This window comes from Streptomyces sp. NPDC046308 (genome assembly GCF_055588065.1).
Window position 1 is genome coordinate 840,667 of record NZ_JBVJFB010000001.1, and the last position, 15,854, is coordinate 856,520.

The window sequence follows — 15,854 nt, forward strand, 5'->3', positions numbered from 1 at the left end:
TCCATGGACCTCGAAGCACTGAGGAGTTCGCTCATCGCCCTGCTGCGCATCGACGATGTCCGCGACCAGAGCGCGTACCTCCGCGCACACCCCGAACTCAGGGGCGAGCCAGCGCTCGCCCTGCTCGACCAGCTGTACGCGGACGCGACCCGGCACGGCCGCACGGACCTTATGCCGCGGCTGGAGCGGACCGAGAAGCTGCTCCGGCTGGCCGGGCAGTTCGACATGCCCCTGGCCGCCTCACTGATCGAAGCCGGACCGGGCAGCGACCCGATCATCGGGGACACCGCCGTTCCACGGCCCGACGAGATGCCGTACCCGGTCGAGGCCCTCGCCCACCGCACGGCCGCTCACCGCACCGCGTTCCGCGCTGGCAGTGGCGAGCAAGACCTACGCGACGCCCTCGCCGCGGCGCGCGAGGCGGTCCGTACCGCCGGGCCGGGCGATGCCCGGACTCCGGCGCTGGAGCTGAGCCTGGCCGAGGTGCTCCACCAGTGCTATGACGCCTTCGGCGACTCCGACGCCCTCGACCAGGCCATCGACCTGTGCCGTCGCCGGACAGGCCCGCCGGCGGACGACGAGGTGTCCCGGTCCTCCCTCCATCTGCTCGCGGAGTGCCTGCGGATGCGCTACGAACGGACCGGGCAGCCGGACGACATCCGGGCGGCGTTCGACCTGCTGCCGGAGCCGACCGGCGCAGGCGACCCGGATGGCCCCCGCCGCCTGTCGGACCGGGGGGCCGCGTTCCTCGCCCGCTACCAGCGGATCGGCAGCGAGCGGGACCTCAACGACGCCGTCAGCTCCGCGCGACAGGCCCTGGCCGCCTCCGCACCCGACAACGTCCACCGGAGCGAGATGCACGCGCGGCTCTCCCTCGCCCTCGAGGCCAGGTACGAGCAGACGCAGGATCCGGCGGACCTCGACGGGGCCGTCGCCGAGGCCGGAAACGCCGTCGCCGCCGTCCGACCGGGGAGCCCGCAGCGCGCGAGGTACCTGTACTGCCTCGGCATGGCCCTGCGCACCCGCTACGAACGGGCCCAAGACCCCGACGACCTGGACCGGGCCATCTCGGTCGCACGCGACGGCGCGGCGCTGCCGGCCCGGGGACTCACCCGGGCCGCCCTGCTGCACCACCTCCAGGTGTCCTTGCGGCTGCGCGCCGCGCAGGGCGGCCACCCGGACGACCTGGCCGAGGCACGGCAGTTGAGCGACCGCGCCGTCGCGGCGACCCAGGGCCGGGACGATGCCCGGGCGGCAATGCTGAACGCGGCCGCCATCACCCTGCTCGCCGGGTCTGCGGACCGTCCGGAAGCCGACCGGCTCCGCGAAGCCATCGCCCTCTACGAGAAGGCACGGCGAGTCATCGGCCCCGACCACCCGGCCAAGGCTGCAATCCTGGTCAATCTGGGATCGGCCTTGGCGTGCAGCGGGGCGCTGGAGGCGGCAGCCGTCTTCCGGGAGGCAGCGGACTCCGTGCACGCCTCGACGTCCATCCGGCTGACCGCCGCCCGGGAGTGGGGCCTGAGTGCCGTCGAGCGGAAAGACTGGCCGGAGGCGCTGGAAGCCTTCGACACAGCCATCGGGCTGCTCCCACGGCTCGCTGGCATCGCCCTGTCCCGCGCGGACCAGGAGTCGCAACTGGCGGCCCAGTCCGGACTCGCGGCCACCGCCGCAGCCGTGGCCGTCCAGGCCGGGCAGTCCGATCGAGCGGTCGTCCTGCTGGAGCAGGGCCGCGGGGTCCTGCTCTCCCGCATCATGGACGCCCGCAGCGATGTCACCGAGCTCCGCGAACGAGACGCGACGCTCGCCGACGCCTTCGAGCAGCTGTGCCGCGCACTCGACGGCCCGCCACAGGCTGGGCCCGGGGAGACCGAACCGCGCGCCGTGGACGAACGGCACCGGCGAGCCCAGGACTGGAAGGCGCTCCTCGACACGATCCGGCGGAGCACCGGACTGAAGAAGTTCCTGCTGCCCCTGTCCCTGTCGGAGATCAAGGCAGCGGCCGTCGACGGGCCCCTCGTCGTGGTCAACATCAACTTTCTGCGCAGCGATGCCCTCATCGTGCGGCCCGAGGCTGACGCCGCCATCCAGGTGGTGCGTCTCCCGGCCTCACTGGCGGCCGATGTGGCCCGTCGTGTCGAGGAGTTGCACGCCTATGCTCCCTATGCGGAACGCAACGAGCGGCTGAGCGCCACACTCGCTTTCCTCCAGGACGCCGTAGTGGCCCCCGTGCTCGACGCCCTGTCCATCGGCCGGACGGGGTCTGGGGCGGCCGCGGCGCCGCGGGTGTGGTGGCTGCCGACCGGGCCAGCCACGTTCCTGCCGTTCCACGCGTGCGCCCTGGACCGTGTGGTGTCCTCGTACACGACCACCGTCAGGGCGCTCCTGCGCAGCCGGGACGGGAACAGGTCGGCGTTCAGCCGGGTCCTCGCCGTCGGCGTCCCTGATCCGGAAGGCGAACTCAACGAAGTCGCACGCGAGATCGAGCTGGTCCGGGACACCTGCGGGGAGGGCGTTCTGGCCCTGTGCGGTCCGGCGCACGGTCCAGATGCGACGCGGTCGCGGGTCCGCGCCGCGCTGCCCGGCACCACACTCGCGCACTTCGCCTGTCACGCCGACGCGCTGCTCTCCGACCCGTCAGGCAGCCATTTGCGGCTGTCCGATGGCATCCTTCCCGTCCGGGAGATAGCACGGATGCGGCTCGACGGCGCCCACCTCGCGTACCTGTCCGCCTGTTCGACCGCGCGTGGGGGATCCGATCTGGCCGATGAGGCCATCCACATCTGCTCGGCCTTCCAGCTCGCGGGCTTCCGACACGTCATCGGCACCTTATGGCCGATCCTGGACGAGGCCGGATACCTCGCAGCCACATCGGTCTATCGCGATCTGCGTCAGGATCCCGACCGGGTGGCGCACGCCGTGCACGCGGCGGCCCTCGCCGCGCGCGATGCCCATCCGGATCAGCCGCTGCGATGGGCTGCGTTCGTCCACACCGGCCCGTGACCGGCTATTGGGGCACCTCGGGCGGCGCCTCCGGCGGCGGTGCCTGCGGAAGCTCTTGGGCCGGCTGCGCGGGAGCGGCGAGGCCGAGGACTTGGGAGAGCACCTGGCGCATCAGGGGGCCTGTCGTGGGCTTGAGGTGGACCCGTACCGTCACCCCCCTCTTCGGGTGCCGCTCGATGAAAACCTCGGTTCGGAGCGCGATGACCACGAGGGCGCCGACGACCAACATCAGTGGTTCGCGGGCACCCCGTTCGTTGGACGCCTGTCGAACCGCCCAGTCCACGGCGTCGCCCGAGTCGGGGTCGTCCGCGAGACTGGCGAGCGCGGCCCTAGCGATCTCACCGGCCGACAGCGGAGGACCCGGCGGTGGCTCGGACAGTTCGTCCCGCGGCAGGGCCGCGGGCAGGGCCTCCTGAACCGTCCGCAGGGTTTCCATGTCGGTCGGCAGGCCCAGCCGGTACGCCACCAGGCGCAGAGCGGACAGTGCCTGTACATCGGACAGCTTCGGGAGGTAGACGCCCATAGCGTGACGATAGGCCATAACCGCGGTGCCTGTCAGCGGAGTTGACGCCCGGCTCGGATCCGGCGGAAACACTGGGTCGCGAAGCCTCCCCTGGGCGAGACCCGCCATCCGCCGTGGGCGTATCCCGCGGCCGTTCCCACGTGAACGGGGTCGATCGCCGGGCCCCTCCCCCACTACAAGCCCCTCTACGAGGTGGACGTCGACCTGTCCCAGGCCGATCGCGAACTACCAGCCCACGTGTCGGTGATCCGGGACGCGGCCGTACCGCTCCCCGCGGAACTCCCCGATCTCCTCGCCGACCTCGTCCGTGTCCTCGACGGCCTGGCCGTCGAGGAGCCGCTGGTCGCGTTGAAACCCACACACCGTGTACTTGGACCCCATCACCATGGGGCTCGCGGCCGACTGGCTGCACGAACGGCGCCTTACCTGGCCCATGGCGCCCAACCCCCACCTCTTCATCACCAGCCAGACTGCACACCATCCCTCACACATCCCGGTCAGCTACTTGGGACTGCGCGCGGCTTTCGACCAGATCGGCATGACCCCGAGGCAGCTCTGGAGCGACCGCGTGCTGGACGAGGCACGGGTGAGCGCCGACCCTGTCCACCTCATCGCCTCCTCGGCATTCACCCGTCGACGGCCATGAAGTACGTCGCGGCAGCCCACTCTGACAAGGCTTTCCCCAAGATCCGCTGAGCAGGGGCGTTCCGTACCCCTAATGAGGCGGCCGAATACGCCGACCCACTCCGGCCGATGCGCCTGTTCGTCGTCACCGAGCAGACCGCCATGCACTACGTCGGCACTGCCTGCCGGGAGCGCACCTGGCAACTGCCCAGGTAGCGGGCCTGCTCCGAGCCCAACGCCGCAGCCCGAAAGCCCGTGGCGACGAAGCAGCGGGTCCGGCATCATCCCCATGTGATTGTCATGCAACCCGTTCTGGAGATCTCCGCTTCCGACGACTTCGAGCTCTGGCCCGTTGGCGAACACGAGTCATATGGCTACCTCGTGCTGAACGGGGGGCTGACTCTGGCGGAGGTCGGCACGGCCGTTATGCGGATTGCCGACTGCAATGACATCGAGCCGCAGGAGGAACACGAATCGTGTCCGACCGACCCGCTCGGCGCCTTCCTGCACGGGCTGCTCACCATGCCTGACCTGTTTACCGCCGGCGGCTTCCGGGTGGCCGACAACGCCACCGACACCGTCTTCGTCGAGCCGGGCTGCTGCAACGGGCTGGAGACCTGGCGGGACTGGCTGGAGGTGCTCGACGGTACCGGCTGGGCATACTTCGGCCACGATCCGTCCACGGTGGCCGAACGTGTCAACGACGTTGTCCGGTTCACGCTCGATGCTCACGGGGTGGACAGCAGCCCGGTGATCCGGCTGTCGGTAGACCAGGTACGCAGGCTCGTCGCCGACGCCCAGCAGGATTTGCAGGACTTCCTCAGCCTTGCCGGAACCTGGACGGAACAACACCTGCCGGCACATGCCGCTGCCGTCACTACCGCCCTGGCACGGGCACTGGACCTGGCACCCACACCATGACCAGCTTCCTGACCCACCGAGCACATGTGCACGACGCCGGGCTCCCCCTCCACCGGCGGCACAGCGCGCTGCGCACCTGCCTCACCGTTTTTGCTCCTTATGGTCTGCGGGCGACGTACCACCACCTCACGCTCAGCGCCGCGATCCCCCGCCGGCTGGAGGCGGACCCGGACGCGCTGGTGCGGGCGGTGGAGGAACTGCACGAAGCGCGAGTGCTGTGGCTCGTGCGGGCAGACGCGTACGCCGCGCAACGCCGGATGGAGAAGCAGGCTGGGCGGCGGGCTGTACCGGACCCTCGGCCGTGGTGGCTGTGGAGCTGGTGGGAAAGCCCCGACCGTGCCTGGTACGAAGACCCGTTTCGCCACCCGTCGCTGCGCCTGTCCGAGTACGTCAGGCGGCAGAACGCGATTCTGGATGGAGCCGAGCCGCCCGGCTGCCCGGCTTGCGGGGGTGAGGAACCGCGAGTGCTGAGTTCGACCGGGCACGGTTGGGTCGAGCTGTGCCGTGGGTGCGCATGGGTGCTGGCGCCATGTCCGTGCGGGCGGCGGCACCGGTTCGTGCCAGAGACTCCGTTCAACTGGAACGAGATCTGGCAGCGGGCGCACATGAACGATGACGGCACCCCGAACTCACATTGGCCTGCGGGCTAGCCAGTCGGATCGGCACGGCGAACGCTCGGAAGATCAGATCCCGCCAGCTTCACCGGAACCTGCGCGCGGGATCGCCTCGGCCATGAACGGGCATGCGAGTTCCGGCTTCCCCCGTTCAGGAATCTCGGAACCCGCGCGCTTTCGCCTTCGACCTCTTGCAGCAGGACGGCCAGGAGCTCTTGGCGCGCCCGTACGCCGAGCGGCGCGCCCTGCTGGAGAACCTGTTCTCCGAGCACGCCCTGACCGCGCCGTGGACGCTCTGCCCGCAGACGACGGACCTGGCGAAGGCGCGGGAATGGCTGGAGTCCTGGAGCGACGTTTCCGGCGTGGAGGGGATCCTGATCAAGCCCCTGAACAGCCGCTATCTGCCCGGGTACCGCGGCTGACGTGTTGACTGCACCACAGGTGCTTCGCGCCCCGGCTACGCGGCGCAGCATCCGCCCCACCCGGCACGTGCTCCGGCGTCTGGACACGACTGTCGTTGACGCTGTTGCAGCCATGCACTGGGTCCTGGCTTGCGGCTCGGAAGCAGTTCGCCACCGTGATCCTTCTAGGACTGACGCGGGTTGCCGGACCGGAGAACCCAACCAAGACCATCCGGTCCGACAGCGGGAAGTGCAGTGTGAAACGCGCCTGGTGTCTACGTTGTCGGGGGTGTCAGCACCCCAGAACCCGAACGGGCCCCTCACCCTGGGCACGCGCTGAGGCAGGCGGCGCCGTCACAGCGGGGCCGGTGCATCACAGCCTGCGGCCTGAGGTTACGCGGTGGCCGTGTTTTGGCTGGGGGTGTGTGCGATGAGAGCGTGGGCGGCGGTGGGGTGGGCGGGCAGCAGGGTGTTGAGGCCGGTGAGGTTCAGCATCCGCTCAAGGCGGTCGGGGACGGCGGCAAGGGCCAGGGTGCCGCCGGCGGCTTTGGCGCAGCGGAAGATGCCGACCAGGGCGTTGAAGCCGGAGGAGTCGCAGAAGGTGACGGCCTGGAGGTCCAAGACCAGGTGGCGGTGGCCTTGCTCGATCAGGGCCAGTGCCTGGGCGCGCAGGTCGGGGGCAGTGTCGATGTCGAGTTCCCCGGCGACGTGGGCCAGGGCGAGGTCGCCGTCGGTGTGCTGTGCAGTGAGACGGAAGTCGGTCACGGTCGGCTCTCCGTCTCGTCAGTGGGGGCGATGGTGTGGGCGGTGGCGGTCGCGGTGAGGCCGCCTGTGGTGTCGGTGAGGGGGACGGACAGAGCCAGCAGGGCAACGTCGTCCCCGGCCCCGTGGGGCATGGCGTCGAGGAGGCCGATGGTGTCCTCGATGATCGCCGCTGCGCTGACGGGTGTGGTGCGGGCGGCGAGGAAACGGGTCAGGCCCTCTTCGCCGATCATTTCACCGCCCAGGGTGCGGGCCTCGGTCAGCCCGTCGGTATAGAGGAATAGCCCTTCACCCGGGGCGAGGCGGATGGTGCGGGAAGCGAAGCGCGCCTCGGCGAGCGCCCCGATGAGCATGCCCCCCTTGGGCTGCACCGCCTCCACCGCCCCGGAGCGGTGCAGGTGGAAGGCTGGGGGGTGCCCACCGGTGCCCACCGTCACGGTGAACCCTTCCTTCTCGTGCGGTTCCAGGACGCCGAAGACGGCAGTGCAGAACCGGGTGGCGACCGCTGGGTCCAGCAGCAGCGCCGTGTTCAGCGAGGTAAGAACCACGTCGGGGTCCGAGTCGATCAGAGCTGCGGCGCGCAGGGTGTAGCGGGTCAGAGAGGTCAGGGCGGCGGCTTCGGGGCCCTTGCCGCACACGTCGCCCAGGAAGAACGCCCACCTCTTCCCGCCGAGGGGGAAGACATCGTAGAAGTCACCGCCCACGTTCTGCGGGGAGGCGGTGGCGTAGTGGCAGGCCAGCTCCAGCCCCGGCACCAGCGGCAGCGCCGGCGGCAGCAGGGTCCTCTGGAGAGTGGAGGCGAACGCCTCGATGGCGCTCTTGTCCCGTTCCGCCCGCTGCCGCGCCTCCTCCTGCTCCCGGCGGCGCTCCTGCTCGACGCGCAGGGCGTCCAGAGCCGACAGGCGCAACTCCAGCTCGTCGAGCACGATCGAGGCCAGGTCCGCGAGGGTGACGGTGTCATCCTCGGTGATCAGGCGGGGCTTGGTGTCGAGGATGTTGACGGTGCCCAGCCGGTGCCCGTCGTGGGTGGTGATCGGCGCAGCGGCGTAGAAGCGGACGCCCATCGGCCCGGTGACCAGGCCGTTGTTGAAGGCGACGGGGTCGGTGAGGGTGTCCGGGATCACCAATGTCTCGCCGGAGAGGATCGCCGAGCCGCACAGGCCCGGCTCCCGGCCGATCTCGCTCACGCCGTCCAGGCCGTGGGCGGCCTTGAACCAGATCCGGTCCTCGTCCACGATCGTCACGCTCGCCACCGGCACCTTGAACAACCGGGCCGCCACCGCCGCCACCCGGTCGAAGGCGCCGTCCGGCGGGGTATCGAGGATGTCGTAGCGGCGCACCGCTTCCATCCGAGCCGCCTCCTCAGCGGCACTGAGCGCCTCTGGCCCCGGCATGCCTGCCGGGCTGGTCGCATGTCCGGCTTGCGGCATCGTCTACATCTCCTTGCCGCGCCGGCGTCGGTGCCGACGACTGCCGAAGCCTAGACCAGCCCCCTGTCGTCAAGAAACCAGGGGCCCGATACGAACGGCTTGAGCTACGAGCCGCCGGCTCCGGCGTACGAACGCCACCGCTCCTCAAGGTGGCCCGCCCACCGCGTGTCCCTGGTGCAGAGAAGCCACACCTCCACGTGCCGCTACGGGGTGGGTGGGAACCCGCTCTGCAAGCAGTGCCAGCAGGCCCGCCAGGAACAGCCGGCCCGCACCTGACCGTGTCCGACCCTTCCCCGTCGGCCCCGATCACTTTGGTCCTCCCCGACGGGCAGGCCATCGAGCGGGTCCGGCTCTATGAACGACAGCAGCTCGACTCCGGCCTATGGATGTACCGCATCGGCGTCCCCCTCTGGCAGACGGCCGCCGGGGGCGGAGTCGAGCCGGCCGAGTACAGCACCTGGGTCACCGCCGAACAGCTGCGCCCACTGCCCGGCGTCGACCTCGGCCGACTCCCCCCCCCCCGCACCCGCACCTCGACGCCGGCCCGGTGGGCGTGGCTGCTCGACGGCCGCACCCACGGCCGCCCGGCCACCGTCCACGCCGAAGGCTGCCCAAGCGCCACCGACCGCGCGCACCCGCTGGGCACCATGCAGGCGCTCGACGCCCTCGCCCGGCCCGGCACGACCGCGTGCACCGTGTGCGACGCCGCCGAAACGCTGCTGCCGATCCTCACCCACGGCCAGGACGACGTGCCCGCCCCCGGCGACTGATCACCGGTCAGACGGTCGGAGACCCGGTGTAGTCATGGCGTTGGTAGCCGCGCCCGTCGCCGTGCCAGTCCAGGAACAGCACCGAGTCGGCGATCGCGGCCGCGCCGGCCCGATGGCTGATCGTCGGCGTTCGACTCCTCCAGCCGCTCCTCGAGCCCAGGGAAATCCCGCTCGACCACCGCGAGGTCGGTGCCCTTCCTGGATTGCTTGATCTGCAACCGCAGGTTGGCCCCGTCGAAGATCGTCGGGTCATCCACCTCACGGAACGCCGGGCCGTCCCAGTTCACCTCGGCGTACGCGTACACGGTGCCCCCGGACCGTGCCGCACACGTCCGTACCTTCACCTTCCAGTTGTCCGGCCACGGCCCGTCATAGCCGCTGTCGTCAATGTCCTTCGTGCTGCTCGCGCACTTGTAGGCCGGGGCGGCCGTGGCGGTGGGAGCGGCGGGTGCCGCCACCGCCACCACTGCCGGCGCAGCCACCGCCGCGCGCGCTTGATCGTGGTCATGTCTGGTCAATGCCGGGCCCGCCGATGCGACACGGCCCCGCCTCGAAACCGCCTCGGACGAGCGACACCCGGTGTCCGGGCGTCGATTGCACGTGCACGTCCGGTCAGCCGGAAGCGGGTACCGCTCCGGCCCAGGCGAGGACGTCGCGGCTCGCGGCGGAGTGTGCGGTCGAGGTCGTCAGGGGTGTCGAAGGCCGTGTTGGCCATCGCTCTGCGCACCAGTGACCAGACGGCCTCGACGGGGTTCAAGTCGGGCGCATAGGGCGGGAGGCGGACGGTGGTGAGCCAGTCATGCTCGTCCTCGTACTGTTTCAGCCCGGCGGCCAGATGGGTGTTGAGATTGTCCCGTCAATGCCTGCGGGCACTTCCCGAACGAGACCGCCGCCCTCAAACGGCTCTACCTCGCCACCCTCGCCCTCGACCCCACCGGGGAGGGCCGCAAGCGGTGGACCAGCCGCTGGAAAGAGGCGATGAACGCGTTCGACATCGCCTTCGACGGCCGCCTCTCCGCCGAACGAGTGTGAGCCAACCAGACCAACGAGAAACCTCTACGCCAACCGAGTGGTGAACACCGCTTTCGTGGCCCTGACCACGTCCGGCCGCCGGATCGGCTTCACGCACGACGCGGCGGGCCAGGAGCTCAGCCGTACCTACGGTGACGCCGTCACCCTCGACCAGGCGTGGGACGAGACCGGCCGGCTGGTGGAGCAGCGGCTCACGGGTGCAGGACAGGGGGTGGTGCAGCGCCGCGGCTACACCTACCGGTCCGACGGGGTCCTGACCGGCGTCGACGATCTGTTGGCCGGCCCGCGCAGCTTCGACCTCGACCCGCGCGGCAGGGTGACGGCGGTGCACGCCTTTAACTGGACCGAGCACTACGCCTACGACGACGTGGGCAACCAGACCTCCGCGCACTGGCCCGACGCCCATCCCGGAGGCGGGGAAGCCACCGGACCGCGCACCTACGAGGGCACCCGGCTGATCGGCGCGGGCCGGGTCCGCCACGAGTACGACGTCCTCGGCCGGGTCGTGCTCCGCCAGAAGGCCCGGCTCTCGCGCAAGCCCGACACCTGGCGCTACGAGTGGGACGCCGAGGACCGAATCACGGCCGTCACCACCCCGGACGGGACGCGCTGGCGGTACACGTACGACCCGCTGGGACGGCGGACGGCGAAGGAACAGATGACGCCCGACGGCCTGGAGGTGGCCGAGCGCACGGTCTTCACCTGGGACGGCACCGTGCTGTGCGAGCAGCGGACCGCCGCCGCGGCGCAGGAGGCCGGCGGGATCGCCGTGACCTGGGACCACCGCGGCCTGCAGCCGCTCGCGCAGACGGAGCGGATCCTGGGCGCCAGCCAGGAGGTGGTGAACGAGCGGTTCTACGCCATCGTCACCGACCTGGTGGGCGCACCCGCCGCACTCGTCGACGAGCGCGGCGGACTGGCCTGGCGCAGCCGCTCCACACTGTGGGGATCCACGGCCTGGAACCGGGACGCCACGGCCTACACGCCGCTGCGCTTCCCCGGCCAGTACTTCGACGCCGAATCAGGCCTGCACCACAACTACTTCCGCACGTACGACCCCGAGACCGCCCGCTACCTGAGCCCGGACCCGCTGGGCCTGGCGGCGGCCCCCAACCCGGTGGCGTACGTTGCCAACCCCCACGGGTGGTGCGACCCCTTCGGGCTGGCCCCGCACTCGGACAGCACCCGGGCGGCGCAGGGCGTCGACCACCAGCTCAACGAGGCGGAGAGCGGCAAGGACAACCACTACCTGAAGGGCATCGGGAACGACGGGGTGAAACTGGAGAAGTACCTGCGGGGCCATCTGCAATCGCCGGCCAACTACGTCGACAGCGACACGGGGGCGCAGATCATCATGGACAAGACCCTGGACCCGTCCAGGCCGGTGGCCATCATCCGCCAGGACCATATGATCCACGCGTACCACATCGAGCCGGAGGACCTCTCCAACTACATCACTCCGCGGGACGGCAAGGACACCGCGAAGTGGCGGACCCCGAAGGACGACGAAGTCAATGAGTAGCCGCAGCGGTATCCCCCGCGATCCTGCACCCGGCTGGCCGGGCTACCGCGCCGAGCCGTCCTACGACCCCGGCCAGAGCCGGGTCTTCCCGGCCCCGGTGCCGGCGGAGCTGCGGGCGCTCGGCAACGACGTCCGGGCGGCCGACTGGCCGGTGCGGCTCGCCTTCCGCAGTTCCCGGACCACGCTGCTCGACACGCTCTGCCGCTGGCAGACCCTGCGCGCGCTGGCGTACGTGCACCTGCTGGCCGCCCGTACCGGGGACGAGCGGCTGCCGGTCGACCTGAGGGTGGTTCCCGACCCGGAGGCGGTCGGCGATCCGGGCCTGCCCGAGCTGCTGGCGAGGCTGGAGCATGCCGCCGCCGGCCTCCCGGCGGACCTGCTGGACGCGGTCGTCTGCGACAGCGGCGGGCTGCTCGCCGACAATCGGTTCGCGGCATCGGTGCTGGCCGCCGGGCTCACCGCCGATTCCCGGCCGGGGGACCCGGACGAGGCGGTCTCCCGCGCCGTGGTGCTCACCAGCTACTGGTACGAGGTCCCCGGGCTGCGCGGCGCGCTGGCCCTGGCGTGGAGCGCGAACCTGTTCGTCCGCTCCTGGCTGGGGTGGTCCCAGCGGTTCGTGTACGGCGACCCGGCGGGAGGCATCGGCATCACCTCCGACCCCCGCCCGCCCCGCCCGGCGGCGTCCGCCCTCCCGAAGTGGGCGGAGCCCCTGCTGGACCGCATCGAGCAGGGTCCGGGGGCAGCCTCGTGACCTGGGCCGACTTCGTCGTGAACGACAAGCCCTTCGCGCCGTACACGACGAGGCTGGCCCACTCGCACTCGGGCTGCCGGAGTTGGTGCGGCTGCGCCTCGTGGCGCCGTGGTGGCGGGACGCTCTCGGGCGGACGGCCGAAGAACTTCTGGCGGTCGCCGACGAGTACCGGGAGGACCTGCCCGACCTCGACCGGCGACGCGACCGCGCGGCCCGGGCCCTCGGTCTCGACCCGGCCGGCCTGCCATCCGAGGCGGCGGCCCTGGCCCGGCTCATGGAGCTCTCTGGGGGACCGGTGGCCGCGGCCTGTCTCGTCGTCGGGTACGAAGGCCAACCGCTCGATCCCCTCTTCGATCCAAGCCCCACCCGCCCCTGACCGACCGGCCACCAGACCCTGTCGTGCCTGTGTCTGAGCCGCTCATGATGAGTGGGGATTGTGTTCGTTGAGGCATGCCCCCACGGCTACTTGGGGTCATCGCTGTCCCAGGGGTAGACGAACTGGTGGGGACTGAGTTGCCACTGGGTTAGGACGTCTGCTAGCTCAGACTCGTCGAGCGCCTCCGCGGAGGCGACGAGGACTGCCCCAATGTCGTAGTCGAAGCCGTCGATGAGTTCGCTGGCGTACTCCCAGTGCTCAAGCCGGAAGGTGCGGTCCGTGTCGTTGTGGACCCAGCCTTGCGCGCGTGCCTCGGAGTCGCGGGGGGTCTGCCTGGGAGTGATGTCCACGAATGCGCGGCGGTCTGTCCGCGTTGCCGGGACCTCCGCCACCAGTCTCCTCCCGAGGCGGAGTCCGGTCAGCTTGCCTATGGGCCACTTTGAAGCGTCGTTCACGAGGCCCTATTCTCGCTTGTCCTGGCGTCGGTCTCTGGAGATCTTCTTCTGGACGATCCTGCGGGTCATGAGGGTGATGGCGGCCCAGACACCTCAGGCGGGTAGGAAGTCGAGTTCATCGCGCTGGGTCCGTGTGTAGCCTGTCGATCTGTTCGAACGGATGAGAGGGCTGAGGGTGGACTCGCAGCGGCAGCAGGTGGGCATGCAGCTGCCTGAGGGGTCCTGGTGGGAGTGGGACGTCATCGCCTGGGATGCAGCTGAGCTTCGGCTCGCGGCCGGGCATGACCTCACCTACTACCACGGCTTGGAGCTCGTCTTCGGTGATCCGACCCTCGTCAGTTGTCCGGCGAAGTTCCTCGATCCGGTCTTCCGTCCGCCAACACGCGAGGAAGTCGCGAGAGTCACCCGCCAGATCGGCGAAGAATCGCCTGTTCTCGTTGCCTTCGAGGCGGACGCGGGCGGGCTGGAACCCGTCTCCTGTCTCATCGCCGCGGAACGGTTCGAGGTCGTGCACGAAACGGTTCTGCGGTACTGGCGCGCCGATGCAGCTCCTGGTCAGCGGTTTGCGTCGTGGGTGCGGCCGCCGGCGCCGCAGGGGAGCTACTGAGGTTTTCAGGGTGGGGTCGGTGGGTTGATGGTTAGGCCGGTGGCGGTGAGGCAGCCGTCGATGAGGTGGGGTCGGAGCCGGATTCTGCGTAACTCGCGGCGGAGTGTGCGGTCGAGGTCGTCAGGGGTGTCGAAGGCCGTGTTGGTCATCGCTCTGCGCACCAGTGACCAGACGGCCTCGACGGGGTTCAAGTCGGGCGCATAGGGCGGGAGGCGGACGGTGGTGAGCACCACCACGATCGGGCTGTCGAGCAAGCGCCATCAGCATCAGGCTCCCCCGGCGGGCGTGGCTGCCTGGTGCTGGAGGGCTGCGCGTCCGGCGTCGCGCAGGTTGAGGAGCTCGTCCTCGGTGGTCGGCGCCGGGACGGGGCCGACGAGGTGGCCCTTGTGCAGGTAGTCGCCGGGCTGGCCGTGGTAGGGCCGGCTCTGAGGGCCGGTGAGGTAGACGGCATCGGTGCGGAAGGCGACGACGCTGCCGGGTGGGGCGTGGAGGGCGCCGACATAGGTGTTGTCTTCACGCATGCGCTGGGACAGCAGGGCGGCTCGGGCCGAGGACCAGACACGGGCGCCGCGCAGGCCGTGCGGGTGCCGGCGTGGGGCGAGGTCCGTGTGAAGGTGGCCGGGAACAGCGGGATCCCGGCCGACGTCGCGGCCGTGGTCCCCAACGTCACGGTCACCAACACCAGGGCCGCGACACAGGTTCCATCAACCCGAAGCTCCAGTCCCTTCACGACGCCCTGGCCGACACCGAACGGGCCGGCACCGCGATGCGCTGGCTCTCCAAGGGCATCGTCGCCACCGTCCTCTCAAGAACCGGCTTGCCGCCATCGAACGCGACGCAGACGCAGCCTGGCAATTGACGGCTCCTCCGGCGGCTCCGTCATATGAGCTAGCGGCCGTTGCGGCGCCGCCGACGAGTGCTGGCGTCGTCGAAGCGGACCACGCCGACTCCTGTCATGCCCCTGAGCGCGGCCATCTCCTTCATCCCGTGCACGAGTCGGCATGCCCCGGTGTCCTGGTCGACGATGATGGGCCAGTTCCCCCCGACCCGGATCTGGCGCCCCTGCTCGTCCTTCGCCGTGGGATACCAGGTGAAGCCATAGACGCCCCTGCTGATCGGGGTCGCCACCAGGCCAAGCCTGAAGGCCCACTCATCCCAACGGTCGGTCAGGGTCCGACCGAACTCTTCTGCACGCCTCCGTGCCTCGCTCTCCTCCAAGAGATCCCCCCTTCACCACTCTCAGACCTTGAGAGAACAGACGTTACGGGACTGAACCCGGCCACAGAACGGGAGCTACCTCGGTGCACACATCTCTGTACTTGGCGGTGCACACAGAGAAGTACGCCGACACTCGTCGCCGTCGCCGTGAAATGGCAGCGAGCCGCCGCCGGAGACTGGGGCCGCCTACGCAGCCGAAGTCAGCAGCCGCCACCATGACGTCTGAAACCAAAGACAAGGGAGCAATACAGATGCTGCTACGTGATGTTGACTACGCTGACGTCGACGCCTACGTCCGGATGCGATGCGACCCGGTCATGATGGCCGAGCTGGGCGGACCGCTGCCGCGCGAAGGCATGGAGGCGAAGGTCCAACGTGATGTTCAACGAATGGCAGCGGACACCGACTGGACAAAGATGATCGTGCCCGATGAGGCCGAGCTCGACGTGGTCGCGGGAACCGTGACCCTGTGGCCCCACGACGAAGACGGCGAGCGCATCTCCGAGATCGGCTGGATGGTGCTGCCGGAGTACCAGGGACAGGGACTCGGCAAGCGGGGCGTCCGCAAGCTGCTTGAGCTGGCCCGCGACGACGGCCGGTGGGGGCTGGTACACGCATTCCCCGCAACAACCAACGCCCCGTCTAACGGCATCTGCCGCACGCTCGGCTTCCGATTCCTGGGCAAGCAAGATGTGCCCTTCGCCGGTCGAGTCCTGCAAACCAACCACTGGGCTATCGACCCTCGCACCGAGCTGACCTGATACAGGAGCGCAGCACGCCGGCGACCCGAGCGAAATTACGGAAGCGGGAGGCATTCAGAGAGTTCCAATACCCGAGCACACCAT

The 15,854-nt window shown here is 70.0% G+C and carries 17 protein-coding genes and 5 pseudogenes; 12 read left to right on the top strand and 10 right to left on the bottom strand.

The genetic code is table 11. The features are described 5' to 3' along the window. Positions 1 to 3 precede the first annotated feature (3 nt). Positions 4 to 3,003, top strand: coding sequence for a CHAT domain-containing protein (locus ACZ6JT_RS03770; RefSeq protein ID WP_469206834.1), 3,000 nt, complete (start codon positions 4 to 6; stop codon positions 3,001 to 3,003). Positions 3,004 to 3,007: 4 nt separating this feature from the next. Here the strand turns inward: ACZ6JT_RS03770 and ACZ6JT_RS03775 are convergent, their stop codons facing one another. Next, positions 3,008 to 3,526, bottom strand: coding sequence for a hypothetical protein (locus ACZ6JT_RS03775; RefSeq protein WP_469206836.1), 519 nt, complete (start codon positions 3,524 to 3,526; stop codon positions 3,008 to 3,010). A 225-nt stretch (positions 3,527 to 3,751) separates the two neighbouring features. After that, positions 3,752 to 3,889 carry a hypothetical protein gene (locus ACZ6JT_RS03780; protein WP_469206838.1) on the bottom strand — a complete coding sequence of 46 codons (138 nt, stop codon included), beginning with the start codon at positions 3,887 to 3,889 and terminating at the stop codon, positions 3,752 to 3,754. Between the two features lies 1 nt (position 3,890). Here ACZ6JT_RS03780 and ACZ6JT_RS03785 point away from each other — a divergent pair, with 1 nt between their 5' ends. From ACZ6JT_RS03785 to ACZ6JT_RS03800, 4 genes are all read left to right on the top strand, one after another. Beyond that, the gene (locus tag ACZ6JT_RS03785; protein ID WP_469206840.1) at positions 3,891 to 4,172 is read left to right on the top strand and encodes a hypothetical protein; all 282 of its coding nucleotides are present in this window, start codon (positions 3,891 to 3,893) and stop codon (positions 4,170 to 4,172) included. 233 nt (positions 4,173 to 4,405) lie between these two features. After that, positions 4,406 to 5,071: a hypothetical protein gene (locus ACZ6JT_RS03790; RefSeq protein ID WP_469206842.1), complete on the top strand. Its 666-nt coding sequence runs from the start codon at positions 4,406 to 4,408 to the stop codon at positions 5,069 to 5,071. Further along, on the top strand, positions 5,068 to 5,721 hold the full coding sequence (locus tag ACZ6JT_RS03795; RefSeq protein WP_469206844.1) for a hypothetical protein: 654 nt from the start codon (positions 5,068 to 5,070) through the stop codon (positions 5,719 to 5,721). The genes ACZ6JT_RS03790 and ACZ6JT_RS03795 overlap by 4 nt, the downstream gene beginning before the upstream one ends. A 92-nt stretch (positions 5,722 to 5,813) precedes the next feature. Further along, a complete protein-coding gene (locus tag ACZ6JT_RS03800) occupies positions 5,814 to 6,107 on the top strand; it encodes an ATP-dependent DNA ligase (protein ID WP_469206846.1) in 294 nt (97 codons plus the stop codon). Between the two features lie 372 nt (positions 6,108 to 6,479). On the opposite strand, the gene ACZ6JT_RS03805 is transcribed toward ACZ6JT_RS03800, so the two are convergent. Next, complete coding sequence (locus ACZ6JT_RS03805) at positions 6,480 to 6,851, bottom strand: STAS domain-containing protein (RefSeq protein ID WP_469206848.1); 372 nt, start codon at positions 6,849 to 6,851, stop codon at positions 6,480 to 6,482. Next, positions 6,848 to 8,197 carry a PP2C family protein-serine/threonine phosphatase gene (locus ACZ6JT_RS03810; protein ID WP_469206850.1) on the bottom strand — a complete coding sequence of 450 codons (1,350 nt, stop codon included), beginning with the start codon at positions 8,195 to 8,197 and terminating at the stop codon, positions 6,848 to 6,850. Before ACZ6JT_RS03810 ends, ACZ6JT_RS03805 begins: the two co-directional genes overlap by 4 nt. A gap of 359 nt (positions 8,198 to 8,556) precedes the next feature. On the opposite strand from ACZ6JT_RS03810, the gene ACZ6JT_RS03815 reads away from it, so the two are divergent. After that, entirely contained in the window at positions 8,557 to 9,048 is a 492-nt protein-coding gene (locus ACZ6JT_RS03815) for a DUF6233 domain-containing protein (RefSeq protein ID WP_469206852.1), read from the top strand. A 32-nt stretch (positions 9,049 to 9,080) separates the two neighbouring features. Here ACZ6JT_RS03815 and ACZ6JT_RS03820 read toward each other — a convergent pair whose 3' ends face one another. Then, a complete protein-coding gene (locus ACZ6JT_RS03820) occupies positions 9,081 to 9,566 on the bottom strand; it encodes a hypothetical protein (RefSeq protein WP_469206854.1) in 486 nt (161 codons plus the stop codon). Further along, positions 9,563 to 9,901 (bottom strand): annotated as a pseudogene (locus ACZ6JT_RS03825) (transposase); the annotation flags it as partial. The gene ACZ6JT_RS03820 and the pseudogene ACZ6JT_RS03825, both read right to left, overlap by 4 nt. Before the next feature lie 2 nt (positions 9,902 to 9,903). Between ACZ6JT_RS03825 and ACZ6JT_RS03830 the strand changes: the two are divergent. The 4 genes and pseudogenes from ACZ6JT_RS03830 to ACZ6JT_RS03845 all read left to right on the top strand — a co-directional run. Continuing rightward, positions 9,904 to 10,080 (top strand): annotated as a pseudogene (locus ACZ6JT_RS03830) (IS256 family transposase); the annotation flags it as partial. A 136-nt stretch (positions 10,081 to 10,216) separates the two neighbouring features. Further along, positions 10,217 to 11,251 (top strand): annotated as a pseudogene (locus ACZ6JT_RS03835) (RHS repeat-associated core domain-containing protein); the annotation flags it as partial. 343 nt (positions 11,252 to 11,594) lie between these two features. Further along, complete coding sequence (locus ACZ6JT_RS03840) at positions 11,595 to 12,353, top strand: hypothetical protein (RefSeq protein ID WP_469206857.1); 759 nt, start codon at positions 11,595 to 11,597, stop codon at positions 12,351 to 12,353. A 49-nt stretch (positions 12,354 to 12,402) separates the two neighbouring features. After that, positions 12,403 to 12,729 (top strand): annotated as a pseudogene (locus ACZ6JT_RS03845) (hypothetical protein); the annotation flags it as partial. An 86-nt stretch (positions 12,730 to 12,815) separates the two neighbouring features. Here the strand turns inward: ACZ6JT_RS03845 and ACZ6JT_RS03850 are convergent. Further along, the gene (locus ACZ6JT_RS03850; RefSeq protein ID WP_469206859.1) at positions 12,816 to 13,184 is read right to left on the bottom strand and encodes a hypothetical protein; all 369 of its coding nucleotides are present in this window, start codon (positions 13,182 to 13,184) and stop codon (positions 12,816 to 12,818) included. Between the two features lie 175 nt (positions 13,185 to 13,359). On the opposite strand from ACZ6JT_RS03850, the gene ACZ6JT_RS03855 reads away from it, so the two are divergent. Then, on the top strand, positions 13,360 to 13,791 hold the full coding sequence (locus ACZ6JT_RS03855; protein WP_469206861.1) for a hypothetical protein: 432 nt from the start codon (positions 13,360 to 13,362) through the stop codon (positions 13,789 to 13,791). A gap of 5 nt (positions 13,792 to 13,796) precedes the next feature. Here the strand turns inward: ACZ6JT_RS03855 and ACZ6JT_RS03860 are convergent. The 3 genes and pseudogenes from ACZ6JT_RS03860 to ACZ6JT_RS03870 form a co-directional block, all read right to left on the bottom strand. After that, a pseudogene (locus ACZ6JT_RS03860) lies at positions 13,797 to 14,018 on the bottom strand (transposase); the annotation flags it as partial. Between the two features lie 39 nt (positions 14,019 to 14,057). Continuing rightward, on the bottom strand, positions 14,058 to 14,312 hold the full coding sequence (locus ACZ6JT_RS03865; RefSeq protein ID WP_469206863.1) for a hypothetical protein: 255 nt from the start codon (positions 14,310 to 14,312) through the stop codon (positions 14,058 to 14,060). A gap of 367 nt (positions 14,313 to 14,679) precedes the next feature. Beyond that, positions 14,680 to 15,009, bottom strand: coding sequence for a hypothetical protein (locus ACZ6JT_RS03870; protein ID WP_469206865.1), 330 nt, complete (start codon positions 15,007 to 15,009; stop codon positions 14,680 to 14,682). Between the two features lie 251 nt (positions 15,010 to 15,260). Here ACZ6JT_RS03870 and ACZ6JT_RS03875 point away from each other — a divergent pair, with 251 nt between their 5' ends. Beyond that, positions 15,261 to 15,770 carry a GNAT family N-acetyltransferase gene (locus ACZ6JT_RS03875; RefSeq protein WP_469208174.1) on the top strand — a complete coding sequence of 170 codons (510 nt, stop codon included), beginning with the start codon at positions 15,261 to 15,263 and terminating at the stop codon, positions 15,768 to 15,770. Positions 15,771 to 15,854 lie beyond the last annotated feature (84 nt).